Source organism: Ruegeria sp. CG1 (assembly GCF_056537265.1).
In genome coordinates this window covers 236744-260781 of record NZ_JBQFRF010000004.1, presented here as the reverse complement: position 1 = coordinate 260781, position 24038 = coordinate 236744, and the positions used below count along the sequence as shown (strand labels likewise).

Here is a 24038-nt window from a genome sequence, read left to right as displayed (position 1 = left end):
AGCCGCCGCTATGGGGCACGGCCACCATCATCACGTTGATCCCGAGGCAGGCGACCGCCGCGTCTTCGCCGCCATCGCGGTCAATATGGGCCTGACGGTCGCGCAGATCGTGGGCGGCATCATTTCCGGTTCGCTGGCGCTTATTGCCGATGCGCTGCACAACTTTTCCGACGCGATTTCACTCATCATCGCGTTCGGCGCGCGCAAGATCGCGCGGAGACCCCGGGATGCCGAAATGACCTTCGGCTATGGTCGGGTCGAGGTGGTGGCCGCCCTCATCAATTATACCACGCTGATCGTGATCGGCCTCTACTTGCTCTACGAAGCCGCGATGCGCTTTGCCGATCCGCAGCCGGTCGAGGGCTGGCTGATCGTCGTCATCGCCGGGATCGCGCTGATCGTGGACGCGGTGACGGCTGCGCTGACCTACGCCATGTCGAAATCCAGCGTGAACATCCGCGCCGCGTTTCTGCACAACGTGGCCGACGCGCTCGGCTCCGTCGCAGTCATTGTCGCTGGCACGCTGATCCTGCTTTACGATTGGCGTCTCATCGACCCGCTCGTGACGGTGCTGATTGCGGGTTACATCCTTTGGCAGTCGTTCCGCGAGATCGGCCCCGTAATCCGTATCCTGATGCTCGGCTCGCCGCCCGAGATCGAGACAGACGCGGTTCTTGATACCGTGCGGGAGATCGACGGCGTGACGGGCATCCACCACGCGCATTTCTGGCAGATGGACGAACACCGTGCAGCCTTGGACGCGCATGTCGTCATTGCCGAGGGCCGCTGGAACGACGCCGACGCAGTGAAAGATAGGATCAAAGCGGCGCTCTCCGACCGCTTCGACATCGAGCACACGACGCTGGAGCTGGAATGCGCGCGCCACGCCTGCTACGACCCGTCCGAGTTCGGCGGACGCGGGCATGGCGAGGAGCGGCACGGATGAGCAACTACTCTGTGTAGCGCTTGCAGTTGTCGAGTCCGGTGGCTGTCGCGGCAAGGAGCCGATCCGCATCTTTGATGAGACCGGCAATCCGTCCGTCAGCAAGCCGATATCGAACGAACCTGCCCTCGCTGCGGCGGCTAACCAGCCCGCAGTCGAGAAGGCAGCGCAGATGGTTCGAGACGTTCGGCTGACCCAACCCAGTATGTCCGACAATTTCCTGCACGTTGCGTTCGCCTGATACCAGCGCATCAAGGATCGCCAGACGGCTGGGATCGCCGAGACCCCGGAAGAGCTTTGCCCGCAGTTCCAAAGCGTCGGCTGCCAAAAGATCGCCTTGCGCGTCGTTCGTCATCATATCATTATCCACTGATACGTCAGCGGCGAACCCTTTCGCTTACCACCTCGAAGAGGATCGCACATGAGCCAGGCCGAGAACAGCACGTTGCCTACGGCATCCTCACCGATCCGGATGCGGGTGCAGGGCATGGACTGCGCCAAGGACGCCGCCGAGATCGAGCGCGCGGCCCGGTCTGCGGGCGTGGCGACCGGCGATGTGAAGGTGTCTGCCGCAACCCACGTCATGACATTGCGGATCGCGGAGGGTGACTTGTCGAAGGTGCGGCCCGCGCTCGATGCGACCGGCTACGGCTTTGAGAAGATCGAAGACGGCGATACATCCTCCGATCCGGCCTACAAGGACCCGAGTTATCGCCGCGCCCTCTGGATCGTGGTCCTGCTCAATCTCGGCTACGGCGTGGTCGAGATGTTCGGCGGGTTCCTGTCCGGGTCGCAGGCTTTGAAGGCGGACGCGCTCGATTTTCTCGGCGACGGGGCGATCACGTTTCTGGGCCTGCTCGCCATCGGCTGGAGGCTGACATGGCGAGCGCGGTCGGCGATGATCCAGGGTGTGTTTCTTGGACTTCTGGGTCTGGGCGTCGTCGGCAGCACGATCTGGCGCGTCTTGAACCAGACGACGCCCGAAGCCGGGTTGATGGGAGCGTTCGCCGTGGGCGCGCTGATCGTGAACATTCTCGCCGTCCTGCCGCTGCTGAAGCACCGAAAGGGTGACGCCAATATGCGCGCGGTTTGGCTGTTCTCCCGCAACGATGCTATCGGCAACGTCGCCGTAGTCATTGCGGCAGGGCTTGTCGCATGGCTCGGTAGCGCCTGGCCCGACCTCATCGTTGCCTTCGCCATTGCAGGGCTGTTCCTGCATTCGTCGTGGGTGATCATCCGGGATGCGAGGAACGACCTGAAGGAGGATCAGAGGGGCTTGCGTTAAAGCAACGACCCTAAATCCGATCCAACACTCGGATAGGCCGCCGTCATTGACTGAAGCTGCTTCGCGGTCAGACCCAGCTTGATCGCCAAGCCGAAGAAGTTGATCAGCTCGCCGTATCCCGGGCCGAACAGATGCGCGCCGAGGATCTTGCCGTTCGACCTGTCCACGAGGATCTTCGCAGCGGCAGAGGTCTCGCCGATCCGATAGTTTGAATACCAACCGCACGTATCGGTGAACCGGACATCTACGTCATGCCCGGCGTCTCTTGCCTCACTTTCCAACATGCCAACACGCGCCACTTCCGGGACGGTGAAGACAGCTGTAGGAATACCGGCATAATCCGGTGCGGTCTGAGTGCCCTTGAGCATGTTTGAGGCCGCGACCTTCCCTTCGATCACGGCGACCGGCGTCAGCGGCATGCCATCGGTGTCCGCGGAATCTCCGGCGGCATAGACCGCGCTGTTTGTCGTGCTTTGCAGATGGGGGGCTACAACGATGCCCGAGTCACTGTAGTCAACACCAGCCGCCTCAAGATTCAGGTCGGCCAGGGCTGCAACCCGGCCCGCGCCATGCACGACCAGATCGGTTTCGATTGTTCGGGTTTCATCGCCTGACTTCACTTCAACACTGAATGCTTCACTGGCTTCCGAGACCGACACGATTTCGGTTTCGCGCATCAGGTCCACGCCGATCCCGCCGCTGCGGTCGATCAGCATTTCGACCAGATCGGGGTCGAAGCCGCGTAAGGGCCGGGCGCCACGATCCACGATGATCGGGTTGGCTCCGGCCCGTGCGGCGATATGCGCAAACTCGAAGGACACGAAGCCGCCACCGATTAAAAGAACCCGTTCGGGAAGGGCCTCAAGGTCGAGGAAATCCGTGCTGTCGATCACGAGATTGGCTCCGGTGAAGCCGAGCGGCCTGGGCATGGCCCCGGCGGCCACGAGGAACCGTTCCGACTGATATGTCGTCCCATCAACCTCCAGCGTGTTGTCTCCCGTGAAGCGGGCGGCTCCATGCAGGGTTTCGACGCCGTTGCCCGATAGGCCTTTTTCCATCTTGTCCGGCACCGGGTCGGTGAAGCCACGCTTGTGTGCCATCAGATCGGCCCAGTTGATCGACAGATCACCGGGATCGATCCCCTTGCCCTGCATGAGTCGTACAGCGTCGATGATTTCCGCACCGCGCCGCAGGATTTTCTTCGGATCGCAGCCGCGCAATGCGCAGGTGCCGCCGTAGGGCAGCGCATCGACAATGGCGACACGCCATCCCGCTGCGCCACATTTGTTGGCTGCTGCAACTCCGGCCATACCTGCCCCGATGACGATCAGGTCGTAGTCTTCATTCATTTGCTGGTCCTTGTCCTGATCTTCATCCGGCGCAACAGCTCAGCTTCGCCACGTCCATGTCGAAGGTTTGCGCCGCCAGCTTCAGTCCTTCCACCGTTGTCAGATACGGGAAGATCGTCTCCCCGAGGGCCTTTGTGGTCATGCCGAACTTCAGCGCCATGACGAGGGTCTGGATCGTATCGGACCCCTCCGGTGCGATGATCTGGCCACCAAGTAAACGGTCGGACTTTCTGTCCGCCACCAGCTTGATCAATCCGCGCGTGTCACGTGCGGCCAGCGCACGAGGCACCTGATCAACCGGCACGATAGACGTCTTGACGTCGAAGCCCGCGTCCCGCGCTTGGGCTTCACTGAGACCAGCACCCGCGACTTGAGGGTCGGAAAACACCACCCATGGCATCGCAGCGTTGTCGTAGCGATGATCCTCGCCGAGAACCGCGTTTTTGGCCGCGAGCTTTGCACCATAGGCCGCCATATAGACGAACTGGTCAAGGTTGGTCACATCGCCCGCAGCATAGATGCCGGGCACCGATGTCTGCATGTCGTCGCCGACGACGATGGACCCGCGTGCATCGGTTTCCAAGCCGATTGCGTCCAGGCCCATATCTTCGGTATTTGCCCGCCTGCCAGCGGTTGATACGAGGTGATCCGCCGTCACTTCGACCGGCTTTCCGTCCTGGATCACGCGCAGTGTCACGCCCGCGCCGTCGCGGCGCACATTGTCGTAGCTCAATTCGGTCAGAAGGGTGATCCCTTCGGCCTCGAACGCCTCCGCCAGCGCCTCAGAGACTTCCGGCTCCGCGCCGGGCAGCACATGCGACCGGGCGACGAGCGTGACCTTCACGCCCATGCGGCTCATCATCTGGGCCAGCTCCGCGCCGATGTAGCCCGCGCCGATGAAGATCAGGCTTTTCGGCAGCACTTCGAGTTCCAGAAGGCTGGTGCTGTCGAGCGCGCCGATTTTCTCGATCCCGTCGATGGTCGGCAGGACGGGACGCCCGCCCGTGGCGATAATGATCTTCGGCGCTTTCAGGGTTCGCTCACCAACTGTCACGCCACCTTCGATCAGTCGCGCTGCACCGGCATCGATGTAATCGACACCCTCATATTCCGGCAGAAGGTCGGCGTATTTCTTCTGACGCAGGGTCGCGACCAGATCGTCTTTGGATTGAACGAGCGTCTGCCAGTCATCCACTTGTGCCTGTCCCGACAGGCCGGGGAACCTCTTGGCAGCCCGCGCACCGTGCACAGCCTCTGCCGCGCGGATCATCGCCTTGGAGGGCACGCATCCCACGTTGACGCATGTTCCGCCGATGGTGCCATATCCCACGAGGGCGACACGCTTTCCGGCATCCGCGCCTGTAATTGCGGCGGAGAACCCCGCCGACCCCGCCCCGAGGACGATCAGGTCATAGCCGCCTTGGCCGTCGCCGCCTTTGATTAAGTCTTTCATCTCAGCGTACCTCACCTGGTTCGTGATTTCTCGATTTAGCCGCGAGCAGATAGATGACCGCACCGAGGGCGAGCAGCGGTGTCAACATGCCTAGAAGGCCGAAGAACATACCAGTGGCGGTGCAACATCCCATCATCATGAGGGTGATCCTTTCCTTTGCGCGCGGTTCAGGAGAACCGCGTAGAGTGCTGTGGCAGCGAAAACGCCGATTGTGATCCGTATCGCGAACCTGAACTCAAAGAGAATGATCAGGATCGACAGGGCTGCCGCGAGGCCGGTGGCCCAGAGTTTCGGGGCAGGACCCGGTTTGCCAGCGCGAAGCCAAAGGGCCTGTGCCACCACGGCGAGGCTTAAAAAAAGCAGCGGGAACAGCGCGTAATCGAGCCAACCCGTGAGGGCCGACAATCCGACGCCAGCGACGATGACGACCAAAAGCGGCGTAAAGCAGCAGAGCGCGGCGAAGATCGCACCGCCAAGCCCCCATTTCAGCAGGCGGTCGGGATTTCCAGGTGTGTCAGTCAAGGGGCCATCTTTCTTTGTGATGGGTCGGGGCCGGAGGACCGTTTCATGTGTGAACAACGCAGTGCGCGGACGATCAGGTAGGTCAGACCCGCCAAAACCAGCACGGCAATGCCGTTTACCCCGGAAAGCCACGCACCAACCCCGCCGAACAAGGCCGCAAGCACGGCAGTTCCGCCGCCGCAGCAGACGACCGCGACCGGAGCTGATATTCCGAAGGCCAACAGCCCACCCATCAGATTGTCACGCATTGCAGGCGGCTCAGGAGGCTGTGTCGGGCAGCACCTGCGCCGGATAGCCATTGGCTGTCACCGCGCCGATGATGCTTTCGATGGAAGTTTCGGCGTCATCGTAGGTCACGCTGTAAACCCCCTGCCCGTATTCGGGGCCGTCCTCGAATGCGGCGATCTCGACCGACGGAACACCACGCATCGAGCTGGCGACGATGAATGAACAGGACGGGCATGTCAGTTCGCTGACGGCGATCTCGACCTGGCGCTCTTCAGCGAGGGCCGGAGTCGAGAGGGCGGCGATGGTCAGGGCGGATAGTAGAAGATGCTTCATGGTCTTGGTCCTCGTTCAGAATTTCAGGATGAAGGGGGTGATGTAGGGAAAGATCATGGCGACAGCGACAATCGCGGAAGCGGCCCAGAGGGTTGCGCGCATGATGCGGCGGTCGATGGGGCGGGCGCAGGTGCCATCGGCACAGGCCTCGGCATCTACAGGCTTGTAAGCCTTGTAGAAGCCGTATCCCAAAAACGCGGCGCTCAGCGCGAAGGTGTACCATTTGTAGGCATAGAGCGCCCCGAGCTGCGCGATGAACACGCCTGTCACGCCAAAGCTGACCAGCACCAATGGAAGGATGCAGCAAGAAGTCATCGCCAGCGCACCGAGGACGCCGAGGCCGGTCACGCCCCATCCCTTGGTGGTTTCGTCGCCAGTTTTCTGCGACTGAGATTGCGGCAGTTCTGCCAAATGTTGTTCCATCGAATCTTCCTTGAACAGATGTTTCCACCGTTCTAGGGTCTGTAGTTGATACAGGCTCAAGGGGTTTTTCGGCACAATGAGTAACAGAAGCGTGAGATCAATTCGGCGGGGCGATTTGGCCCGCGCAACGGGCTGCAACCTCGAAACCATTCGCTATTACGAAAAGATCGGGATTATGCCGGACCCGCCGCGCAATACGAAGGGCTACCGAAGCTACGATGATGCCCATGTTAGAAGGCTGAAATTCGTCATGCGGTCTCGTGATCTCGGCTTCACGCTCGAAGAGGTTCGCGGACTGCTTGGGCTGGTCGATGAACAGTCCCGGACCTGTGCCGAGGTTCAGGTCATCGCGGAAGATCATCTGACAGACGTTCGAGCCAAGATCGCGGACCTTAAGCGCATTGAGCGTGTCCTGTCGGACACCGTTGCACGATGCACCGGCGACGCTGCCCCGGAATGTGCCGTGATCGACGCGTTACTCGAGGCGTAAATGGGAGCGCCTTTAATCCGTGGCCACTGTGGTTCTAGGAAAGAGCTGCCGTTCGTCATCGCTGCAGCATGAGTTAGAATTGGGCTCGAAGGGGTCATTCGCTGCGGACCCTTCAAAATCCCGCTTAGAGCAAACGGAAATTTGCGGCACATTTTTTTGAGAGGGCATCTAAACGTACTTTGTAGCCAGTTGCCCCCATACCCCTATCCACAAGTAGCGATCGCTGCGCCTCCGCTGCAAACGTACCACTGCTCTTACTGAATTATAGGGTTTAGTCTGTGGCAAAACACACTTGCAGTGTTGCAGTGCCTTGTCGACTGTGAGAGTGTTAAGCTACTGGCAACGCAAGACATCTCTCAAAAGGGTGTTGGTGGCGGCAGTGGAAAACAGCACCTTGTTGCACGTGCGGATTGGGTTAGAGCGCTTCGTTTACACCGAAGATGTCGGGAGTTCGAGTCTCTCATCACCCACCATCCTTTCCCCACAATGGATCAAGGTCTTACGCGACTAGCACCTCTAAATCCGCCCGTTTTAGACATCATGGCCTTCGCATAATCACGATTTACCGTTGCACGGTCCTCGAAGCGAGCATGCACGACGCAAAAGAACAGGGCACCGTCATCTAGACCGTTGCGAGGAGTAAACCAATCAAAGGGGTCGGTGGGCTCTATCGATGCAAACTGATTAGTTGGTGGATCAACAGGTGCGACATTGGCTTCACTATTTGTGATATCATCGAGCAGTGTTGGACGGGCCGTGCCGGTATCCGGCGTGAGAATACCCATGATCTGCTCGCGACCAGCCGGAACGAAACGTCCGCTGTCCTCGACTGGAAACCGGATTGGCTGTCCCGCATAAACATCTCGCTGAACTTCACTGTTGTTAACAACAAGGGTTCCGTTAACGAGCACGTACGGAATGCCTTCTGACGGAAGACCTTGCTGACCGAGAGTATAGTTCGCTTTTTCGGTCACAGATTCCGGGTCGAAAATCGTGATGTCCGCGACCATGCCTTCCTGCATACGCCCACGCACCTGCATTGCTCGCAACCCTGTGTCACCTAAGCGCTTCGCATGGATGTAACTTAGCTGAGTGAGTGTGAGCATAAGCGGCACATTCGCTTCGCGAGCCAGTCTCAAGACAAGCGCGTGGCTGCCTGCTGACCGAGGATGCCCGGCATAGTCTTCGTAAGGAGCATCCCAATTCATCAAGTTGCCCTCGATGTCTAGCCCAGCCATACCGTCGCCCGAGATGCCATAGCCTGCGATGGTGATCCAATCATTCAGCCATTGCTCTCTTGGAGGGCTAAAAACTATGGCTGTCCGTCCCGGTTCATTCTCAGCGAAGCTCAAAAACTCGTCTTTTGTCACGAAGCGATCGAGCTGGGGATCAAAGATGGTGTCTTCGTATTTGTACCCCATCGAACCTTCCCAGTTTTCTGGGGCGATGATCGAAGCGCCGTAGTTTCCCGATCCGGCAGTCCAAGGATAGTAGCTGGACCAGACGTTGTAGCCTTGGTCGCGGGCCATCTGGAGCTTTTCCTGATTTTCCCACCACCCATAATCATTGTCATGATGAATGTGCAGCGGGGCACCAAGCACCATCGCATTGACCAAGATTTCATTTACACCCGTCTGTGTTTCTGTCGGCGTCGAAGCACTGGGATGAAATCGGTGATGGACGGAAGTCAGTCTACCGTAACGCGCCGCAGCCCGCTGTGCTTCGAACATCTCATAGGTGGTAATACCTTCGCGGGCGTAACCAATGGTCGATCCCACACCGAGTGCTCCAAGACGTAGTCCCTCATCCAGCTGGGCAGTGATTTCGTTCATCTGCTCACGGTTGCTTGGTACAGAAGACCACCCCTCGACGCCGTCTTCCACAGATTGTGCCCTCAGTGCGAAGAAGTTCCGGAAGTCTATATCTCCACCTTCAAGCACGAGCCCATCATGGACCCGCATCCGTGCGAATTCTTGTCCAACCACCGTGCCATAATTTGCCTGCGTTGAGCCCTCTCGTGCTTCATACCATTCATCAATGTTAGCGGCTCCGACCTCAAAATCCATTTGAGTTGTGACGCCATCCCTAAGGTTTACTTTGATACCCCAAGGGTCCAACCCGTGTTGCTCAAGGTCGATAAATCCGGGTGCCACAACGTGCCCTGTCGCATCGATGGACTGGTTGCCGTTAATATCTTCGTCGGTGATCGCAGTGATCCAGCCGTTGCTAATTCCAACGTTTGCAATCTGGTCGAACCCGGTTTCCGGGTCCATGACCCGACCGTTGAGAATGACGATGTCGTAAGTCTGCGCGGCGCCTAGTGTCGAAAAAACAGACAACGTGCCCGCCAGAAACAAGGTACGCATGGATGGATCCTCCCTTTTATCGACAAAACTGAATGTTTTGTTATTTTTGGAGTCTGCTTTCGCCCCACCTCAGAAAACGATCCGAGTTCTTAGACCGAACAGCATAATGCTATCCTGCGTGGGGTTCAGCAGCGGGTCAGAAATGAACTGCAGTGATGGCGTGATCTGCAGCCCGGGTGATATTGAAAAACGATAGAATGCTTCGAGCGTGAACTGATCACCGTCTATGCCCCTTGCCTCGGCCCAGTTCAGTCCCAGCCCGGCTAGATCGGTATTACGACCGTAATATCCCAGACCTGCAGAAACGGACCGATCATAAAGCGCCGCTGTCCCTTTTGAGGCCCCTGCCCTGAAGAATGGCATCCATTTATTGCCAACAAACCACGCCGCTGAAAACGCGGCCCCAAAGTCTTCAGGGCGGCTGCCATCGTCGGCTGAATCCGCGTGCCAAAGGGTCAGATGGATATTGTCAAAGTAGATGCGATCAAAGCCGGAGGTGTAACCAAGCTCGAGTGACTTGAAGAGATTGCCATCGCTAAACACATCAAAGTTTGGATCAGACGGGTCGGCGTTTGCGTCTGAGATGCTCGCAACAGCGTAGAAGTTTTCGCTCAGCTTTACTCCACCGGCAATGCCAAGGCCTTGATTGGGTGTGTTAATAGTCGGATTGGTATTGAAAGACAGGTTCTGGAAACCGCTGTATGGGCTGACCAACCCATAAATGTCCACAAAGTCCGTTACATCAATCTGCCCGACTTGCAGCGTCCACGCGCCGTTCTCGGCCCTTTGCGTCCAGAATAGATTGGTCAGCAGCAAACCATTATCGTTGAAGGCTGTCCCAGTGATCGAAAGTGCTCCGCCATCCAGCCCGAGGAATTGCGGGGCAACATCGGTGTAACTGTGCCGGTCTTCGATCTTGAATGTCAGAGAGCCGCGTTCAGTTGCCTGCCAACTGCCGTAAAAACGCGCAATTCCGCTTGCCGCTTCGCCGGTTCCCAGATCAGCATTCGTGGATTGGCCCAATGCCAGGTAATCAATGTTGAACCGAAACCCACCCTCAGCCAGCCGGTCTTTCCACTGAAACCAACCTGGTGCGATATTGCGTGGAAAATCGGTACGGTATTGCGGATCGGTTAGCCCATCGCCGGGCTCTAGATCAGCTTCGACCGAAGATGGCCCGGACAGTCCCTGAGCCGACGCTGCGCCAGCAAAGGCAATACTCAATGCGGCAAACAGAAGTCTTATCATTCAGACGCCTTTGCCCCGCTGGTCTTGCGATCTCCCGCCGCCCGGATGCGATCGGCGGCGCGCTGCTTCCATTCCAGCCTGTCTGCTTCAGTTTCCAGAGTTTCGACGCGTTCCGTCTCCAACTGGAAAGTCGCATTCATAGGCATGAGGCCGTCCACAACCATCATATTCTGAACAGAAGGATCGATAGTCAGCGTGCCCGTCAGCCGAACGGGTTCGTGGAAATAGCTGGGCGTCCAGTCTCCATTCAACCGTACACGGATCATCTGGTTGGGCGGAGGAGGAGGCATGTGACTACACATCCCGCGTTCCGGCACCAGATACGCGACAGGTCGCCCGTCCGGATCACTCGGAGCGGGAATGGCAAAGCCCGCGAGTGTGATTGTTTGACCGTCGAATTGCGGATTTCCGTTTGTACCTGCTTTTCTTCGACGTTCCGTCACGACCTCTCGCTGATCCAGCAGCCAGTCGACATCAATCCCATCTGCCACCAGGGCATCCTCAGTCTCGGTCAGAAGCTCTTGCCATTTCTGCCTTTCTTCATTGCCGCCAAAGTCCCGCTGCAATCTGCCGCGCAGTCGTACGACGTAAAGGACATCGTCGAATTGTTCGGCGCTAAGTTCGCGATAGGGGTCTTCAAAGACCTGCGCGGACGGGTCAGGCAGGTCAGACCAGTCTAACGCGGTTCCTGGCGTCGCCATGACAGGAAGAGCACACCAAACCAACCCTGCGAATACTATGGAGCGGAAGCAATGTCGCATAAATACTCTCCGGCTGTTCAGACAGGTCAATCCAGCGTGTTTTTGTAGATGACGCCGTCCTTCATGATCAGGCGGATCGTATCTGGGCTTTCAGGCCTCGGGTCGGCACCGAACCATTGATCTCCCGTGCCAACAACCGAGAAGTCTTCAAGTGGGTTACCATCGATGAGCAGGATATCCGCATAAGCTCCTTCCTCGATAACGCCCAGTTTTCCGGCGGTATACGGGTTCATAAAGTCACCTGACAAAGCGACCACCTCACCACCCGTCGATGTCAGCGTCACCATCGACGTGTAGGGTCCAAAAAACTCATTGTTCAGGTGCTTCTCGTAGGCAATCTGGATATTGCATGCCTCGACCGAACCAACACAGTCGGTCTGGAACCCTCGCTTCACCGGGCATTCCTTCATATTGTCGATGTAGCCTGCAAATGTGGCCGAGGCGGACTTTGCTTTGGCAAGACTCGACGGGACATTTGCCACTGCAGGAATATCTAGCAATCCGGGATCGAAGGCCGTCAGGTTGGTGGTAATGTATGCCCCTTTTTCGTTCATGACTTGGGCAATTTCACAGTCAAACGAGAAGCCATGTTCGATCGACATCACACCCGCGTCTAGCGCGCTCAGGATTGCTTCCTTCCGATAGGAATGCGCCATGACATAGCTGCCATACTCGTTTGCCACCTGTACCGCAGCTTTGATTTCCTCAGGCGATCCAGCCAACAACTGCCACGGATCGAAGGCCGAAACGACGCCACCAGATTGCATGAACTTCAACTGCGTCGCGCCCATGCGGAAATTGTTGCGTGCGAACTTGTAAACGTCATCAACACCGCTAATTTCCTGCGCCAAGTTCAGCCTGCTCATGTTTGTTTCAGACCCGGGCGGTGCAGTGAAATTCGCGAAGTCAGCGTGACCACCTCGCGTTCCGATAAATGCACCAGATGGAAAGTAACGCGGGCCGTCAATTTGGCCTGCGTCAATTGCGCGACGTAACCCGCCATTGGCGCCACCCGCATCCCTGACTGTGGTGAAGCCCTGCATCAAATACATCTCGGCCATCCGTGCACCGTGTATGGCAAAGTCCTCCCACGTTGTGTTGGCCTCCATCGCAGGTAACGTCGGCCCCATCAGCATGAGGTGCGCGTGCAGTTCAATAAACCCGGGGGTCAGTGTCCGTCCCTCTCCGTCAATGACCGTAGCATTGGGGGCATCGATCGCTTCGGTTGATACGGCCTTAATCAGATTACCCTCGACCAATACGCTGGCATTCTCGATACGCTGTTCATTGACGCCATCGAAGACATGTACGTTGGTAAACAACGTTTGAGGTTCTTCTTGATCCTGAGCATGCGCGGACGTTGAAAAAGAAAGAGCTGCAGCGACAATTACCGTCGAGCAAAGGGACAATCGTAGGCCGGACATAAGTACTCCCTTCATATTCGTGTTTTGCAAACTGTAGTCCGGAAAATCTTGGCTCGGTTGCCACTTTCGAATTAGGATGTTCGAATGTGATTGAAAAAATGGCCACTTCTTAAAACTAATCCAGACAAGGGTGACGAGCTTGCCTTTCAACTCCACCTCTCAAGAGCATAGCGAGGGCTTTATTCGCCTCTCCTTAGCTGCTCCGTTCCTGCAATATCTCACCGAACGTAAGATCAATCCGCAACCAGCATTGGATCAGGTCGGCCTGAAAGCCGAACTGTTGTCTGACCCAGCCGTGTTCGTGCACTCAGAGTTGGTCTATGGTTTGGTAAATGCCTTCTCAGAAGTATCAGGGGATCGATACCTTGGACTGAAAGTAGGGGAGACGTTTGACCTGCAAGAGTGGCCTCCGTTCGCTCAGGCCCTGCAATCGACAAAGACGCTGTTCGAGTTCTTTACCCGTTTCGTGGGGCTTGTACCGCAGGAATCCAATTCTGTGCGACACAGCCTTGTCGTAGAAGCGGACAAAGCGACTTATCGAATCGAAAGGCAACAAGAGCCTACTGTGCCGCCGATTCAGGTGACCGGTTTTGGTGCCGCAATCTATGTACGCCTATTGCAGACCGTCGTCGGGGATGCCTGGGATTCTTCGCGTGTGCGATGGGAAAGCAGATACATCAACGGACTACCTATCGACTACAAGGGGATCGAGGTCGGCCTTGGGACCGATCCCGGAATGCAGATTAGTTTCCCTGTAGAATGGTTGTTTTTGCACCATGTCTCGGAGGGCTCTGCCAAGCCCATCGCCTCACCGCGACAAGATGAAGAAGTAACCGTAGTAGCTGCTTTGCGATCTGTTTTACGCGATAAGCTGGATGAAACCGATTTGGGACCAGAGGTGGTGGCTGGATTGTTGGGAATACAGCCGGAACGGTTTCTTAGGGCGCTTCAGCAGCAAGGCACAACGCTGCCCCGCGAAATCAAACGGCTGCGTGTCGATGTCGCCAAGGAACACCTCGGAGAAGACAAAATGACAATAGCTGAGATCGGTCTGATGCTCGGCTACTCCGACAAATCCCATTTCACACGCTTTTTCAGGGGCCAGACCGGAATGACACCGACCAAGTTCCGCCTTGGCTCGTAACTATGTTGCAAATGCGCGGATCGACAGGGCGAACTCGACCTCGCAACAAAAGCAAAGGCGCGACCAGACTGCCGTCCCGACCGCGCCTTAAACCATTCTATTCGAACGCCATTATTGGCCCGTGGTCTCTACGCACGTTCCCTTGCCCCATCCTGACTTGCTGCCAGAGGCAGAGTAATCAAACGTGCCCTTCTCAGGGTGAACGTTATAATTCAGCGTGTAATCCTCACCGACATACAGATAGGTCAGGGTGTCGAGACCGGGAAACACATCCACATCCTTGTCGATATCCCCGATCGTGATGTGGCCCTTCTGCTGGCCATCATACTTCACAAGCCGAGCGGCCATTTCCGGGTGTTCCGCATCCGGTGCCTCACATTCAAACACCCGCTCCTCAGCGAATGCGGCTGCGGGCAGTAGGGCAAGAAGAAGAGCTGCCTTTTTCATTGATTTCCAATCTGTATTCGATCTGTTGCACTGCGGCGGCTATTGACGATTTTGGGCGGAATTTTGTCCAAACTCGGGTCGTTCTGCGGTCTCGTTGCACGCATCTCGTTAGACCAATTCACGTTTGGGTTTCGCCTGCGTTTTGAGGTGAGCCCTAAGCACATTTCCATCGCGTTTTGGGGAGTACCCAACCCAGCATTGAGGGCTCGAAGACAGAGACAATGGGTCTATGCACCCATCAGTTGCTGAGAAATTTCTTCGGGTTCGTCATGGCAACCATTTGGAACCTCAATTTGTGAATTCCAATGCTGAAGGGGGCAGCGCGGGACCGGGCCAACTCTGCCCTATAGCTTTGCCCATAGCGGGACGTGCGGTCGCAGTGGGGTGAAAATCCCTGCGCGCGCTCCCATCTGTTCAGGACAGAAAAAGGAGAGCGTCTGATGCAATGTCCGATTGATGGAACTCAGCTGGTAATCACCGAGCGGAGCGGGGTCGAGATTGATTATTGTCCGCAATGTCGTGGCGTGTGGCTGGACCGTGGAGAGCTGGACAAGATCATCGATCGCTCTGCCGACCATACGCCACCACCACCGCCGCAGCGGGGTTATGATGACCGATCTGATCACGGATACCGGAAAAAGAAGAAACGCGGCGGCTTTCTGGACGAACTGTTTGACTTCTAAGACGTTGGCACGGTGATCTGAGAGGGTTTCGGTTCATTGGGCCTGATCGGGAGCACGAGTTGGCCGTGATCACGTTGTTCAAAAAGACACGGGTTGTCTAGCGGGCAAGATTGGGTTTTACCCCATCGTTTGTTTGAGTGACCCAGATGTGAGGGGTTTGAAACCCATCCTACCCTTGCTGCAAGATTGAAGTGTGGGGCGGCGGATTGCGACCATACTGGATTTCTAACCTATGACGGAGGTTTTACCTTCGAACTCAATCGCTAAACTATATCGGGCGTTCGGCCCTTCCTCACTGTTCTCGTTGTGAATGATGAATGGCTTCTGACCAAGGAACGGGCTTATTGCAGTGCTAACAGACCACAAGAGTATCATCTCATACGCAAAGGTAAGGCAATCACGCATCTGATTTAAGAAGTCAGATATTTCCGCCAATATCTCCTTTTTGTACAGACCAACTATGTGCAGGCAGCGAGCGCCGATCTGGCCATCCTGCCTCATCCAGTAGTCAGAAAAGTTTACGTACCTATTTGCTTTCGGGTGTTGCTCAATATTCCGGAACTCCCTGACCAACTTCAAATCATGTTCGACATTGGAAAATGCTGCTTCGTTGTCAAAAAACTTTGCTGGCTTGAAGTCTACCCGGCACTTCAAGTCTGACAGCCAATTTGCACCCATATCATTCTCAGGAAAGACTGAAATAACTAAATCGCGAATTGCAGAGCGAAAAGCACTAATCGCATAGAGAGAAGACGCCCACAAGTTTTCCAACTCAGGATAGCTTGGAAGCGCAAAGTTCTTCATTGAAGTCAGTTCAGACAGTTCCTTTTTTGTGATGGAAGCGTGCTCCACCAATCGCACAATATTGTTGTCGATCAAACTACCGGCTTGAGCTGCACGAAGAGCTGACATCAACACGTCGTCGACAGAAACTGGCAGCCCCCAACTTCTGTTTTTTGTCAGTTCAATTGCTTGAATTAGTGTCCTACTGACAACCTTGCTGGATGTTCCGCAAGAGGCAACGCGTTGTTGTAAATTGGGAATATTAGTATATTTCCGCTCGGGATCGATCTCATCGGCTAATTGAATGCGCCAAATACTTGCTTCCTTGATGGCATACAGTTGATCGTTGATGACTTGCATATATTTGACGCCACTTCGATCAAAAGCATCACCAATGCTCATTGCGAACCCAGAATCGCGTTGGTGCATAGTCTCTACCGCTTCCTTCTCTTCACATTCCCACCCCGCTGCCCCGGCCTGCCCGCCGTTGACCGTCCGCGCGATTTCACTGCGTCTTCCGAGGCTTTCTCGACCGCCCATTGGCGCGCCATGGGGTCGTCGGCGACGGCCAGATCGACCGCTTCCAGACGTTTGATCTCATCCCGGATATTGGCGGCCTCTTCGAATTCCAGGTTCTCGGCGGCTTTGCGCATTTGGTCACGCAATCCGTCCAGATGCGCCTCCAAATTCGCGCCGTGCATCGGTTTGTCGATCGTGGCGGTGACGCGGTTCATGTCGACATCGCCTTCGTAGAGACCGGCCAGAACGTCCTCGACGTTCTTCTTCACGGTCTCAGGCGTGATGCCGTGTTCTTCGTTATAGGCGAGCTGTTTGGCGCGGCGGCGGTTGGTTTCGCCCAAGGCGCGCTCCATCGAGCCGGTGATCTTGTCGGCATACATGATCACCCGCCCATCGGCGTTGCGCGCGGCGCGACCGATGGTCTGGATCAGTGAGGTTTCCGAGCGCAGGAAACCCTCTTTATCCGCGTCCAGAATGGCGACCAGTCCGCATTCTGGGATGTCGAGCCCTTCGCGCAGCAGGTTAATCCCGACCAGCACGTCGAAGGCCCCCAGCCGCAGGTCGCGCAGGATTTCGATGCGTTCCAGCGTATCGATGTCCGAGTGCATATAGCGGACCTTGATGCCCTGTTCGTGCAGGTATTCGGTCAGGTCCTCGGCCATGCGTTTGGTCAGCGTTGTCACCAGCGTGCGGAATCCGTTGGCGGCCACCTTGCGCACCTCGTCCAGCAGGTCGTCCACCTGCATCGACACCGGGCGGATTTCAACCTCTGGGTCCAGTAGACCCGTGGGGCGGATCACCTGTTCGGTGAAGACACCGCCGGTTTGTTCGATCTCCCACTTTGCCGGGGTGGCCGAGACGAAGACGGATTGCGGGCGCATGGCGTCCCATTCCTCGAACTTGAGAGGACGGTTATCCATGCAGGACGGCAGGCGGAACCCGTGTTCCGCCAGCGTGAACTTGCGCCGATAGTCGCCACGGTACATGCCGCCGATCTGCGGGACGCTGACATGGGATTCATCCGCGAAGACAATCGCGTTGTCCGGAATGAATTCGAACAGGGTTGGCGGCGGTTCGCCAGGCGCACGGCCCGTGAGGTAGCGCGAGTAGTTCTCGATCCCGTTGCAGACGCCGGTGGCCTCGAGCATTTCCAGATCGAAATTGGTGCGCTGTTCCAGACGTTGGGCTTCCAGCAGCTTGCCCTCGCCGACCAGCTGATCCAACCGGATGCGGAGTTCCTTTTTGATCCCAATGATCGCTTGATTCATCGTTGGCTTCGGCGTGACGTAGTGCGAATTCGCATAGACCCGCACCTGCTCCATCGTTGCCGCGCGTTCGCCGGTCAGCGGGTCGAACTCGGTGATGGTTTCCAGTTCCTCGCCGAAGAACGAGAATTTCCAAGCACGGTCCTCAAGGTGGGCCGGCCAGATTTCCAGGGAATCGCCACGCACCCGGAAGGACCCGCGCTGGAAAGCCTGATCGTTGCGGCGGTACTGTTGGGCGACCAGATCAGCCATCACCTGCCTCTGGTCATACTCATGACCCACCTTCAGATCCTGTGTCATCGCTCCATAGGTCTCGACCGAACCGATACCGTAGATGCACGAGACCGAGGCGACGATGATCACGTCATCGCGTTCCAGCAGCGCCCGAGTGGCCGAGTGGCGCATTCGGTCGATCTGTTCGTTGATCTGGGATTCTTTTTCTATGTAGGTGTCGGACCGCGGCACATAGGCTTCGGGCTGGTAGTAGTCATAGTACGAGACGAAGTATTCCACCGAGTTCTCAGGGAAGAAGCCTTTGAATTCTCCATAAAGCTGCGCCGCCAGCGTCTTATTTGGCGCCAGGATGATCGCAGGCCGCTGCGTTTCTTCAATCACCTTGGCCATGGTGAAGGTCTTGCCCGTCCCGGTCGCACCCAGCAGGACCTGATCTCGCTCACCATCATTCACACCGCCTGCCAGCTCTTTGATCGCCGTCGGCTGGTCGCCAGCCGGTGCGAACTCGGTATGCATGACGAACTGCTTGCCGCCCTCCAGTTTCAGACGCGCGCGCACGTCGTCTGCGGTCAGTTGAGTCTTGTCGGAATGGGCATAAGGCATGGGCGGGCTCCGGGTCAGGCCCCTACATTTGTTCTTATTTTGTCCATCTGCAAGGGCTGATCTGGATTCATTTTCAGCTAAGCGGTCCGGGGTTGGGCGTCGGGGTGCGTTTGAACCTTCGCCGCCAAGGCCGACAGGTTCTCGGCCAGCACGCGGCCCATCATGATCTTCAACAGGGTTTGTCCCATTAACCAGCCCAACGGTCCATATTTCATACGAAAATCCATACTCCAGATAACACGGCTGCGCGTGTCGGACAGCCGTGTGATGGCAATCGCCGCCTGTGCTTCGCGCAGAGGCATCGCCATCTGCGACAACCGCACGGTGTAGCCGCGGTCAACCTGCCAATCCGTCACCTCTTCGACCAATGATGTGCCGTTCGCGAAGTGACACCGGCGCTGTGACCCAACACCATCCGATCCGGCAGTCAAAGCATCAACCGATGTCACCTGCGGGGCAAACTCATCGATATGCATAAAGCGGCGGAGGATAGCCCAAATCTCATTGGGTCGGGCGTTGATGTCGAGGTGGCGTTCTTGGTGAAGCATCCTGCTGTCCTTTTATGTCTGCGCGCTTTCTACCCCGAACTAATGACAATACCTGTCATTAGGCAGTCCATGCGACCCGCGACAATTGTCATCTTGTCCCGGCGCGCGCTCTGACGCATAAACAGCTTCAGCCAAGTGAGTACGGAGAGGCGACATGCGCGCACGGATTTACCAGCCTTCGCGAAACGCGATGACCTCGGGGATGGCCAAAACCCGCAAATGGGTTCTGGAATACGCCCCGGCTTCTGCGCGTGAGGTCGATCCGCTGATGGGCTGGACCTCGTCCAATGACACCCAAACGCAGGTGCGTCTGAAGTTCGATACCAAGGAAGAGGCGCTGGACTATGCCAAAGACAACGGCATCGACGCGCAGGTATGCGAGCCGCACAAGCGCAAGCCGAACCTGCGGGCGCGCGGCTATGGTGAGAATTTCGCCACTGACCGGCGCGCTCCCTGGACCCACTGACAAGGCCCTGTGAATGATCGACATCCGCCAAGCAGACCCCGGCGCCAAGGATCTGCGCCCGATCATTCAAGCGCATCTCGCCCATAGCTGGGACGCGACACCGCAAACCTCAAATCATACGCTGGACATTGATGCCCTGCGCGAGCCGGGCATTCGCTTTTGGGCTATTTATGAGGCGGGTAAGCCCTTGGGTTGTGGTGCGCTTAAGGCGCTGCCGGATGGCACTGCCGAAGTTAAATCGGTGCACGTGGTTGCTGCTGCGCGCGGCCGAGGATTGGCGCGTGTGATCATGAACCATCTTGCCGATCTGGCCCGAGCCGAGGGCGTTTCCGCACTTGTCCTGGAAACTGGCGCAAATCATCTCTCGGAATATGACGCAGCACGCAAGCTATATGAAACATTGGGATATTCCTATTGCGGTCCGATCTACGGCTATGACGCCGATCCAAACAGCGCGTTTATGCGGTTGGACCTTACGTCCAGCCCAAAACGCTGAGGGAAAAGCTGAATGCACCCGCTTGGTGCAGTCTGACCGACCGCTTTGAATTCAGATATAAGGGCCGTACCCTTGCCCCGTTTCGAAAAACATCTGAAAAAATGGCGAGCCGTGGAGGACTCGAACCCCCGACCTGAGAATTAGAAGTTCCCTGCTCTAATCCAGCTGAGCTAACGGCCCGGTCTTGTTCCGTTTGTATCAGTCAATCCATTAGGATTGTCAACTTGATAGAGGGCAAGCTTGTTCTTTCAAAAAGGTTATTTCCATCAGGGTATTGGCCGAATCTGGCAGACCTCTCGGCAAGAGACATCGAACCTACCTGCAGTTCAAACTTGCAGCCCAGCGCGCCCTGCGTCACGTTTGAAATCACAAATTGTGATTCCAAACGGATATGATGACGAACCCGGAAAACCTGCCCAGCCCTCAAGAGGTCCAAAACGCCATTCATCGGGTGCGCGGGGTACGCGTGGTTCTGGCAGAAGATCTGGCGCAGTTTTACGGAAAATCCGTCAGCGCCTTCAATCAGGCCGTCTCGCGCAATAAGGATCTGTTCGAAGGCTACCGCTTTCAGCTTTCCGACGCAGAGGTTGCGGATTTGCAATCACAGAATGTGATCTCAAAACCCGAAGGCCGCGGTGGCCGACGGGTCAATCCGTGGGTCTATACCGACTACGGCGTAGCTATTGCCTCGACTTTGTTTAAAGATCCGCGCGCGATCAGGATCACGCGGATGATCACCGAAGCCTTTGTTGACGGCACCAATGCGCTAGCGGAAACCCCGCGCAGCCCGCCTGAGATTCTGCCACCGCAAAATGCCCCTACGCCGTTGCTTCCAAATGGGGATCAACTGCGTGATCTGGCCGAAAACATCCTTGATTCCGGACAGCAAAGCCTTGTGGACTACATCGCCAATCCCACCACCAAACGGCAGCAGGCGGTGGCAGTGATCATGAAGACCCTCGCTGAAACGGCGGGCGAAGAGGTTCGCACACAACATGACCGTCTGCGCCTGAGCATCGCCGAACGGCTGGCCAGCGGAGACTATGCCGACGATGATGACCGGAAAAAACTGCTTGAGCTGCTGCACGCCATGAAAGACTGACCGCCTTAAAGGCCCAGCTCTGCCCGCGCCTTTCTGGTCAGCTTAGCTACGACCAGATCGTATGAGATTACAATATGATCTCGCAGCGACGCGTCGCTCATGCCACGTTCATCGTAAACCTGCAGCCATTTCATACCTCGCGATGCCAGATAGGGCGCTGGGCGGATACCTGGCTCATCTCCGAGGACCTCAAAGGCAAGATCGGTAGCCTTGAAGGTAAACGCATCCTTTCCGTCGTTCCAACCACAGATGGCAAAGACTTTGCCGCCTACTTTCCAGACATCTGCTTTGCCCCACTGCACGACATGGCTGGTGGCTTTGAGGTCCGAGCAAAAGGCATTGAATTCATCACGAGTCATCGCGGCGACTGTGGCGCTCTGGTCAGGACAAGGCAAGACCCGCTTTGCGGGCGCAACTTTCTTTACCCGGCATTAACCTCGCTGCGCCAAATCATAGGTGATGTATAACTGCAATTCTCCCCTCTCGCCTGAGGTTTGGCTCAGTGATCTATTCGCCTCCAAGGCGGTGCAGCAAGGTGGCGTAATCCGTCGCAAGGCGCGCGATATAGAGCGCTTTGCCGGGATGGAGCGTTTTATGGCCGAAATCAATCGTCGCGGTTATCAAGTGGCGGAAAACTCGGGCCAGATCGTAATCTTCTGCAACCGCGCACCCGTGCGTTGGCTCACCTGAGCCACGCAACGCTTTCTTGAAAAGAAAGCGCCCCGAAATCTTTTCAAGATTTCGCCCCCCACCGATTCAAGGCTTCAAAAACTTTGCCGTTCCGACAGTGCGCTGTTTCGGGGTCTGAAGATTCCGGGGATTGGCTTGGATATCTCCCGGCATCGCGACATTGCGTGGTTTCTGCAAGGCAAACGAGCCACAGGCGACACCATCGCCATCGGGGTCATTGCGCTTATGATATCCGGGCCTTCCTTCGCGAAAAGGCCCGAAACCCAGCATCTCCACCGCATCACACCCAGCCAGCGCCACCAGATGGATCACCGCTTCATGACGTTCGTAGTCTGAAACGCGCAGGTAGACACCGATTGCGATCATTCCTGTGGTTAAGGGCAAGGCCAGCACCATCAGTAGAATACGCACCGGGGACAGAGCCTGCCTGCGCAACGCGTCTGCCCGCCGTTGCCGCCGTGTAAGACGAGGGTTCGGATCGGTGTCTTTCGTTTGTTTCCCGGTTGTCATGCCATAGGCCTTACACGCGGTATGTGGCAAAGCCATGGCCGCAATCGGGGTCGGCTTGGAAAAAGCTCGACCTTATCGCACCACATGCACGGCACATTTGGCGTGGCGCACCACATGGGTCGCGGTTGAACCCAACAACAGGTCCTGCATCCCCGGGCGGTGCGAAGCCAAGATGATCAGGTCGGGCTTATTCACTTCGGCCCAGTCCAGAATCGTTCGCCCGGAATGGCCTTCAACCACCAGCCCCTTCGCATTCGGGACGCGCGCCGCCAGAGCATCAAGCTCGGTCTGAATGGCCTTGCGGGCTTCGGACAGATACTCGGCAGGCATGTACGAGATCGCATAATCCGGAATGTGCTCTACCACATGCAGCAGCGTAACCGCAGCCTCGGGCGTCGACAGTAGTTCTGCCAGCTTCAACGCTGCCGAGCTGTCCCGTTCGGCATCAAAGGAAATGGGAACAAGAATGTTATGATACATGGCTCGCGCCTCCGTAGTTGTGCCGCTATACTGCGCGACCGGTGGCGGCCGTGCATTGACTCAGATCAGGTCTCACCGAATGTCTCGGCGACGTCGTACATCACTGGTTCAAAGCTCTTGCACAGCTCGTTAACCCTGCGATTCCGCTCTCGCATCTCCGGTGTGCGCAACATCGCCAGGAAATCCTCGCGGCGCTCCCATTGTGAATAATTGGCAATCCGCGTCTGGGCATCATTCACATGCAATCCGGCTGAAATGAAACCCGGCTGTTTCGAAATGAACTCGGCATAAGCATCGGTCAGCGCCTCAAGAAGGTCCTGGCAGGTTCCGGGGGTCATCTCGAAGGTGGTGATGACAGTCTGATAGCTGTTGGTTTTGGAAATCTGCGGCATAAGGCTCCTCCTTTATAGCTGACCCGAGCCTAGCACAGCTTTTGAAAACGCCACCCTTTTCCTGCACATAGACAATGTTTTTGGATCAAAAAATCTTTCTCAAAGATGAACAAGAAACTAACCATCCGTTAACCATGTCTGCCGATGCTGCCCCCATGGCTCGTCTGGTTCTCGTCATTCCGCTGCTTTTTATGGTGTGCACTCCGGCATGGTCCGGTGCGTGGCTCCGCGAGAAGGGGTCAAGCTTCACCGCGTTATCTGTGACCGCTTTCAAAGAGGAAGACGTCTACAAGTACAAATCCTCGCTTTATACCGAGTGGGGATTGCGGCCGAAACTCACGATCGGACTGGATGCCGAGGAGCATCAGGATTTGTATGGGCACGCGCTGGTCTTTGCACGCGTGCCGGTTGCAGACATGGGGTCAGCAGGGCGTCTTGCGGCCGAGTTCGGCGTTGGCGCACACCATCGCCAGTACAGTAGTTGGGCAATGTACAAAGCAACACTTTCCTACGGCAAAAGCATTCAAACCGGATTGGGAGGCGGATGGATCAATGTCGACGCAGCGCTCGAAAACCGCACCCATGAGGCAGTGATCCACAAATTGGATTTCACGGCCGGTCTGTCCTCGGGTCGACGGTTTGACCCGCTCCTGCAGATCGAAACTTCTTATGTTTCGGACCGACCATGGTACTGGAGGGTGCGACCTTCGCTGATGTATCGCCCAAAGACGGGCAGACTCACCTGGGTTCTGGGTGCCGAGCGCAATTCGGCTGATGATAACATCGGGATCAAATTTGGATTGTGGCGCAGCTATTAGAGATGGGCCGCCTACATTCAGGCGGCCCACCAC

At 56.7% G+C, this 24038-nt stretch carries 29 protein-coding genes and 1 tRNA gene; 10 read left to right on the top strand and 20 right to left on the bottom strand.

Translation table 11 applies throughout. The annotated features are described in order from the left end of the window. Window positions 1-10: 10 nt before the first annotated feature. Window positions 11-946, top strand: coding sequence for a cation diffusion facilitator family transporter (locus tag ACR0AU_RS13645; RefSeq protein ID WP_299882732.1), 936 nt, complete (start codon window positions 11-13; stop codon window positions 944-946). Window positions 947-950: 4 nt separating this feature from the next. On the opposite strand, the gene ACR0AU_RS13640 is transcribed toward ACR0AU_RS13645, so the two are convergent. Beyond that, window positions 951-1301 (bottom strand): ArsR/SmtB family transcription factor, encoded by a 351-nt coding sequence (locus ACR0AU_RS13640; protein ID WP_299882730.1) that lies wholly within the window; start codon window positions 1299-1301, stop codon window positions 951-953. Between the two features lie 63 nt (window positions 1302-1364). Here ACR0AU_RS13640 and ACR0AU_RS13635 point away from each other — a divergent pair, with 63 nt between their 5' ends. Continuing rightward, window positions 1365-2228: a cation diffusion facilitator family transporter gene (locus ACR0AU_RS13635; protein ID WP_299882727.1), complete on the top strand. Its 864-nt coding sequence runs from the start codon at window positions 1365-1367 to the stop codon at window positions 2226-2228. On the opposite strand, the gene ACR0AU_RS13630 is transcribed toward ACR0AU_RS13635, so the two are convergent. The 6 genes from ACR0AU_RS13630 to ACR0AU_RS13605 all read right to left on the bottom strand — a co-directional run bounded on the left by ACR0AU_RS13630 (window position 2225) and on the right by ACR0AU_RS13605 (window position 6536). After that, window positions 2225-3577: a dihydrolipoyl dehydrogenase family protein gene (locus ACR0AU_RS13630; RefSeq protein WP_299882725.1), complete on the bottom strand. Its 1353-nt coding sequence runs from the start codon at window positions 3575-3577 to the stop codon at window positions 2225-2227. The two genes, ACR0AU_RS13635 and ACR0AU_RS13630, sit on opposite strands and share 4 nt — an antisense overlap. Before the next feature lie 22 nt (window positions 3578-3599). Next, entirely contained in the window at window positions 3600-5030 is a 1431-nt protein-coding gene (gene merA, locus ACR0AU_RS13625) for a mercury(II) reductase (protein WP_299882723.1), read from the bottom strand. A gap of 135 nt (window positions 5031-5165) precedes the next feature. After that, window positions 5166-5552 (bottom strand): mercury resistance system transport protein MerF, encoded by a 387-nt coding sequence (gene merF / locus ACR0AU_RS13620; RefSeq protein ID WP_299882722.1) that lies wholly within the window; start codon window positions 5550-5552, stop codon window positions 5166-5168. Beyond that, window positions 5549-5800 carry a hypothetical protein gene (locus ACR0AU_RS13615; RefSeq protein WP_133840880.1) on the bottom strand — a complete coding sequence of 84 codons (252 nt, stop codon included), beginning with the start codon at window positions 5798-5800 and terminating at the stop codon, window positions 5549-5551. Before ACR0AU_RS13615 ends, merF begins: the two co-directional genes overlap by 4 nt. A gap of 10 nt (window positions 5801-5810) precedes the next feature. Next, window positions 5811-6113, bottom strand: coding sequence for a heavy-metal-associated domain-containing protein (locus ACR0AU_RS13610; protein ID WP_055688104.1), 303 nt, complete (start codon window positions 6111-6113; stop codon window positions 5811-5813). A 15-nt stretch (window positions 6114-6128) separates the two neighbouring features. Further along, entirely contained in the window at window positions 6129-6536 is a 408-nt protein-coding gene (locus ACR0AU_RS13605) for a mercuric transporter MerT family protein (protein ID WP_235872022.1), read from the bottom strand. 76 nt (window positions 6537-6612) lie between these two features. Between ACR0AU_RS13605 and ACR0AU_RS13600 the strand changes: the two genes are divergently transcribed. Then, window positions 6613-7026 carry a MerR family transcriptional regulator gene (locus tag ACR0AU_RS13600; RefSeq protein ID WP_299882716.1) on the top strand — a complete coding sequence of 138 codons (414 nt, stop codon included), beginning with the start codon at window positions 6613-6615 and terminating at the stop codon, window positions 7024-7026. Between the two features lie 491 nt (window positions 7027-7517). On the opposite strand, the gene ACR0AU_RS13595 is transcribed toward ACR0AU_RS13600, so the two are convergent. The 4 genes from ACR0AU_RS13595 to ACR0AU_RS13580 form a co-directional block, all read right to left on the bottom strand. Next, window positions 7518-9392, bottom strand: a complete 1875-nt coding sequence (locus ACR0AU_RS13595) for an amidohydrolase family protein (RefSeq protein ID WP_170733629.1) — start codon at window positions 9390-9392, stop codon at window positions 7518-7520. A 69-nt stretch (window positions 9393-9461) separates the two neighbouring features. Beyond that, window positions 9462-10640, bottom strand: coding sequence for a carbohydrate porin (locus ACR0AU_RS13590; RefSeq protein WP_170733628.1), 1179 nt, complete (start codon window positions 10638-10640; stop codon window positions 9462-9464). Beyond that, complete coding sequence (locus ACR0AU_RS13585; protein WP_480439323.1) at window positions 10637-11341, bottom strand: DUF3299 domain-containing protein; 705 nt, start codon at window positions 11339-11341, stop codon at window positions 10637-10639. Before ACR0AU_RS13585 ends, ACR0AU_RS13590 begins: the two co-directional genes overlap by 4 nt. A gap of 86 nt (window positions 11342-11427) precedes the next feature. After that, window positions 11428-12723, bottom strand: coding sequence for an amidohydrolase family protein (locus ACR0AU_RS13580; RefSeq protein WP_480795801.1), 1296 nt, complete (start codon window positions 12721-12723; stop codon window positions 11428-11430). 241 nt (window positions 12724-12964) lie between these two features. Here ACR0AU_RS13580 and ACR0AU_RS13575 point away from each other — a divergent pair, with 241 nt between their 5' ends. Next, entirely contained in the window at window positions 12965-13969 is a 1005-nt protein-coding gene (locus ACR0AU_RS13575) for an AraC family transcriptional regulator (protein WP_480795800.1), read from the top strand. A gap of 111 nt (window positions 13970-14080) precedes the next feature. On the opposite strand, the gene ACR0AU_RS13570 is transcribed toward ACR0AU_RS13575, so the two are convergent. After that, window positions 14081-14416, bottom strand: a complete 336-nt coding sequence (locus tag ACR0AU_RS13570) for a hypothetical protein (RefSeq protein WP_170423854.1) — start codon at window positions 14414-14416, stop codon at window positions 14081-14083. 440 nt (window positions 14417-14856) lie between these two features. Between ACR0AU_RS13570 and ACR0AU_RS13565 the strand changes: the two genes are divergently transcribed. Continuing rightward, window positions 14857-15099 carry a TFIIB-type zinc ribbon-containing protein gene (locus ACR0AU_RS13565; protein ID WP_170408258.1) on the top strand — a complete coding sequence of 81 codons (243 nt, stop codon included), beginning with the start codon at window positions 14857-14859 and terminating at the stop codon, window positions 15097-15099. 225 nt (window positions 15100-15324) lie between these two features. On the opposite strand, the gene ACR0AU_RS13560 is transcribed toward ACR0AU_RS13565, so the two are convergent. From ACR0AU_RS13560 to ACR0AU_RS13550, 3 genes are all read right to left on the bottom strand, one after another. Then, window positions 15325-16284 (bottom strand): hypothetical protein, encoded by a 960-nt coding sequence (locus ACR0AU_RS13560; RefSeq protein ID WP_480795799.1) that lies wholly within the window; start codon window positions 16282-16284, stop codon window positions 15325-15327. A 32-nt stretch (window positions 16285-16316) separates the two neighbouring features. Continuing rightward, window positions 16317-18503 carry an excinuclease ABC subunit UvrB gene (gene uvrB, locus ACR0AU_RS13555; RefSeq protein ID WP_480737035.1) on the bottom strand — a complete coding sequence of 729 codons (2187 nt, stop codon included), beginning with the start codon at window positions 18501-18503 and terminating at the stop codon, window positions 16317-16319. 77 nt (window positions 18504-18580) lie between these two features. Then, entirely contained in the window at window positions 18581-19051 is a 471-nt protein-coding gene (locus tag ACR0AU_RS13550; RefSeq protein WP_170647074.1) for an SRPBCC family protein, read from the bottom strand. 154 nt (window positions 19052-19205) lie between these two features. Here ACR0AU_RS13550 and ACR0AU_RS13545 point away from each other — a divergent pair, with 154 nt between their 5' ends. Both ACR0AU_RS13545 and ACR0AU_RS13540 read left to right on the top strand, forming a co-directional pair. Next, the gene (locus ACR0AU_RS13545) at window positions 19206-19517 is read left to right on the top strand and encodes an ETC complex I subunit (RefSeq protein ID WP_170395965.1); all 312 of its coding nucleotides are present in this window, start codon (window positions 19206-19208) and stop codon (window positions 19515-19517) included. Window positions 19518-19530: 13 nt separating this feature from the next. After that, window positions 19531-20013 carry a GNAT family N-acetyltransferase gene (locus ACR0AU_RS13540; protein ID WP_170408263.1) on the top strand — a complete coding sequence of 161 codons (483 nt, stop codon included), beginning with the start codon at window positions 19531-19533 and terminating at the stop codon, window positions 20011-20013. A 102-nt stretch (window positions 20014-20115) separates the two neighbouring features. Here the strand turns inward: ACR0AU_RS13540 and ACR0AU_RS13535 are convergent. Then, window positions 20116-20193 (bottom strand) — tRNA-Arg (locus tag ACR0AU_RS13535). Window positions 20194-20407: 214 nt separating this feature from the next. On the opposite strand from ACR0AU_RS13535, the gene ACR0AU_RS13530 reads away from it, so the two are divergent. After that, complete coding sequence (locus ACR0AU_RS13530; RefSeq protein WP_170612981.1) at window positions 20408-21115, top strand: ORF6N domain-containing protein; 708 nt, start codon at window positions 20408-20410, stop codon at window positions 21113-21115. A 5-nt stretch (window positions 21116-21120) separates the two neighbouring features. Here ACR0AU_RS13530 and ACR0AU_RS13525 read toward each other — a convergent pair whose 3' ends face one another. Further along, on the bottom strand, window positions 21121-21474 hold the full coding sequence (locus tag ACR0AU_RS13525; RefSeq protein ID WP_170733622.1) for an MmcQ/YjbR family DNA-binding protein: 354 nt from the start codon (window positions 21472-21474) through the stop codon (window positions 21121-21123). Window positions 21475-21574: 100 nt separating this feature from the next. Here ACR0AU_RS13525 and ACR0AU_RS13520 point away from each other — a divergent pair, with 100 nt between their 5' ends. Further along, window positions 21575-21805, top strand: coding sequence for an aspartate aminotransferase (locus ACR0AU_RS13520; protein WP_170396104.1), 231 nt, complete (start codon window positions 21575-21577; stop codon window positions 21803-21805). Window positions 21806-21871: 66 nt separating this feature from the next. Here the strand turns inward: ACR0AU_RS13520 and ACR0AU_RS13515 are convergent, their stop codons facing one another. From ACR0AU_RS13515 to ACR0AU_RS13505, 3 genes are all read right to left on the bottom strand, one after another. After that, complete coding sequence (locus ACR0AU_RS13515) at window positions 21872-22315, bottom strand: excalibur calcium-binding domain-containing protein (RefSeq protein ID WP_255612008.1); 444 nt, start codon at window positions 22313-22315, stop codon at window positions 21872-21874. Between the two features lie 72 nt (window positions 22316-22387). Then, window positions 22388-22795: a universal stress protein gene (locus tag ACR0AU_RS13510; protein WP_170395959.1), complete on the bottom strand. Its 408-nt coding sequence runs from the start codon at window positions 22793-22795 to the stop codon at window positions 22388-22390. 65 nt (window positions 22796-22860) lie between these two features. Further along, on the bottom strand, window positions 22861-23187 hold the full coding sequence (locus tag ACR0AU_RS13505) for an antibiotic biosynthesis monooxygenase family protein (protein WP_170395957.1): 327 nt from the start codon (window positions 23185-23187) through the stop codon (window positions 22861-22863). A 155-nt stretch (window positions 23188-23342) separates the two neighbouring features. On the opposite strand from ACR0AU_RS13505, the gene ACR0AU_RS13500 reads away from it, so the two are divergent. Next, window positions 23343-24005, top strand: coding sequence for a hypothetical protein (locus ACR0AU_RS13500; protein WP_480795798.1), 663 nt, complete (start codon window positions 23343-23345; stop codon window positions 24003-24005). Window positions 24006-24038: the final 33 nt, after the last annotated feature.

What these genes read in the sequence shown, in the direction of transcription:
- ACR0AU_RS13550 (WP_170647074.1), bottom strand. Translation starts at nt 19,051, where the DNA reads ATGCTTCACCAAGAACGCCACCTCGACATCAACGCCCGACCCAATGAG.
- ACR0AU_RS13560 (WP_480795799.1), bottom strand. Translation starts at nt 16,284, where the DNA reads ATGAGCATTGGTGATGCTTTTGATCGAAGTGGCGTCAAATATATGCAA.
- ACR0AU_RS13585 (WP_480439323.1), bottom strand. Translation starts at nt 11,341, where the DNA reads ATGGCGACGCCAGGAACCGCGTTAGACTGGTCTGACCTGCCTGACCCG.
- ACR0AU_RS13600 (WP_299882716.1), top strand. Translation starts at nt 6,613, where the DNA reads ATGAGTAACAGAAGCGTGAGATCAATTCGGCGGGGCGATTTGGCCCGC.
- ACR0AU_RS13615 (WP_133840880.1), bottom strand. Translation starts at nt 5,800, where the DNA reads ATGCGTGACAATCTGATGGGTGGGCTGTTGGCCTTCGGAATATCAGCT.
- ACR0AU_RS13500 (WP_480795798.1), top strand. Translation starts at nt 23,343, where the DNA reads ATGGCTCGTCTGGTTCTCGTCATTCCGCTGCTTTTTATGGTGTGCACT.
- ACR0AU_RS13505 (WP_170395957.1), bottom strand. Translation starts at nt 23,187, where the DNA reads ATGCCGCAGATTTCCAAAACCAACAGCTATCAGACTGTCATCACCACC.
- ACR0AU_RS13515 (WP_255612008.1), bottom strand. Translation starts at nt 22,315, where the DNA reads ATGACAACCGGGAAACAAACGAAAGACACCGATCCGAACCCTCGTCTT.
- ACR0AU_RS13530 (WP_170612981.1), top strand. Translation starts at nt 20,408, where the DNA reads ATGACGAACCCGGAAAACCTGCCCAGCCCTCAAGAGGTCCAAAACGCC.
- uvrB (WP_480737035.1), bottom strand. Translation starts at nt 18,503, where the DNA reads ATGCCTTATGCCCATTCCGACAAGACTCAACTGACCGCAGACGACGTG.
- ACR0AU_RS13510 (WP_170395959.1), bottom strand. Translation starts at nt 22,795, where the DNA reads ATGTATCATAACATTCTTGTTCCCATTTCCTTTGATGCCGAACGGGAC.
- ACR0AU_RS13565 (WP_170408258.1), top strand. Translation starts at nt 14,857, where the DNA reads ATGCAATGTCCGATTGATGGAACTCAGCTGGTAATCACCGAGCGGAGC.
- ACR0AU_RS13545 (WP_170395965.1), top strand. Translation starts at nt 19,206, where the DNA reads ATGCGCGCACGGATTTACCAGCCTTCGCGAAACGCGATGACCTCGGGG.
- ACR0AU_RS13605 (WP_235872022.1), bottom strand. Translation starts at nt 6,536, where the DNA reads ATGGAACAACATTTGGCAGAACTGCCGCAATCTCAGTCGCAGAAAACT.
- ACR0AU_RS13635 (WP_299882727.1), top strand. Translation starts at nt 1,365, where the DNA reads ATGAGCCAGGCCGAGAACAGCACGTTGCCTACGGCATCCTCACCGATC.
- merA (WP_299882723.1), bottom strand. Translation starts at nt 5,030, where the DNA reads ATGAAAGACTTAATCAAAGGCGGCGACGGCCAAGGCGGCTATGACCTG.
- ACR0AU_RS13590 (WP_170733628.1), bottom strand. Translation starts at nt 10,640, where the DNA reads ATGATAAGACTTCTGTTTGCCGCATTGAGTATTGCCTTTGCTGGCGCA.
- ACR0AU_RS13540 (WP_170408263.1), top strand. Translation starts at nt 19,531, where the DNA reads ATGATCGACATCCGCCAAGCAGACCCCGGCGCCAAGGATCTGCGCCCG.
- ACR0AU_RS13610 (WP_055688104.1), bottom strand. Translation starts at nt 6,113, where the DNA reads ATGAAGCATCTTCTACTATCCGCCCTGACCATCGCCGCCCTCTCGACT.
- ACR0AU_RS13520 (WP_170396104.1), top strand. Translation starts at nt 21,575, where the DNA reads ATGTATAACTGCAATTCTCCCCTCTCGCCTGAGGTTTGGCTCAGTGAT.
- ACR0AU_RS13595 (WP_170733629.1), bottom strand. Translation starts at nt 9,392, where the DNA reads ATGCGTACCTTGTTTCTGGCGGGCACGTTGTCTGTTTTTTCGACACTA.
- ACR0AU_RS13640 (WP_299882730.1), bottom strand. Translation starts at nt 1,301, where the DNA reads ATGATGACGAACGACGCGCAAGGCGATCTTTTGGCAGCCGACGCTTTG.
- ACR0AU_RS13630 (WP_299882725.1), bottom strand. Translation starts at nt 3,577, where the DNA reads ATGAATGAAGACTACGACCTGATCGTCATCGGGGCAGGTATGGCCGGA.
- ACR0AU_RS13570 (WP_170423854.1), bottom strand. Translation starts at nt 14,416, where the DNA reads ATGAAAAAGGCAGCTCTTCTTCTTGCCCTACTGCCCGCAGCCGCATTC.
- ACR0AU_RS13645 (WP_299882732.1), top strand. Translation starts at nt 11, where the DNA reads ATGGGGCACGGCCACCATCATCACGTTGATCCCGAGGCAGGCGACCGC.
- ACR0AU_RS13525 (WP_170733622.1), bottom strand. Translation starts at nt 21,474, where the DNA reads ATGACTCGTGATGAATTCAATGCCTTTTGCTCGGACCTCAAAGCCACC.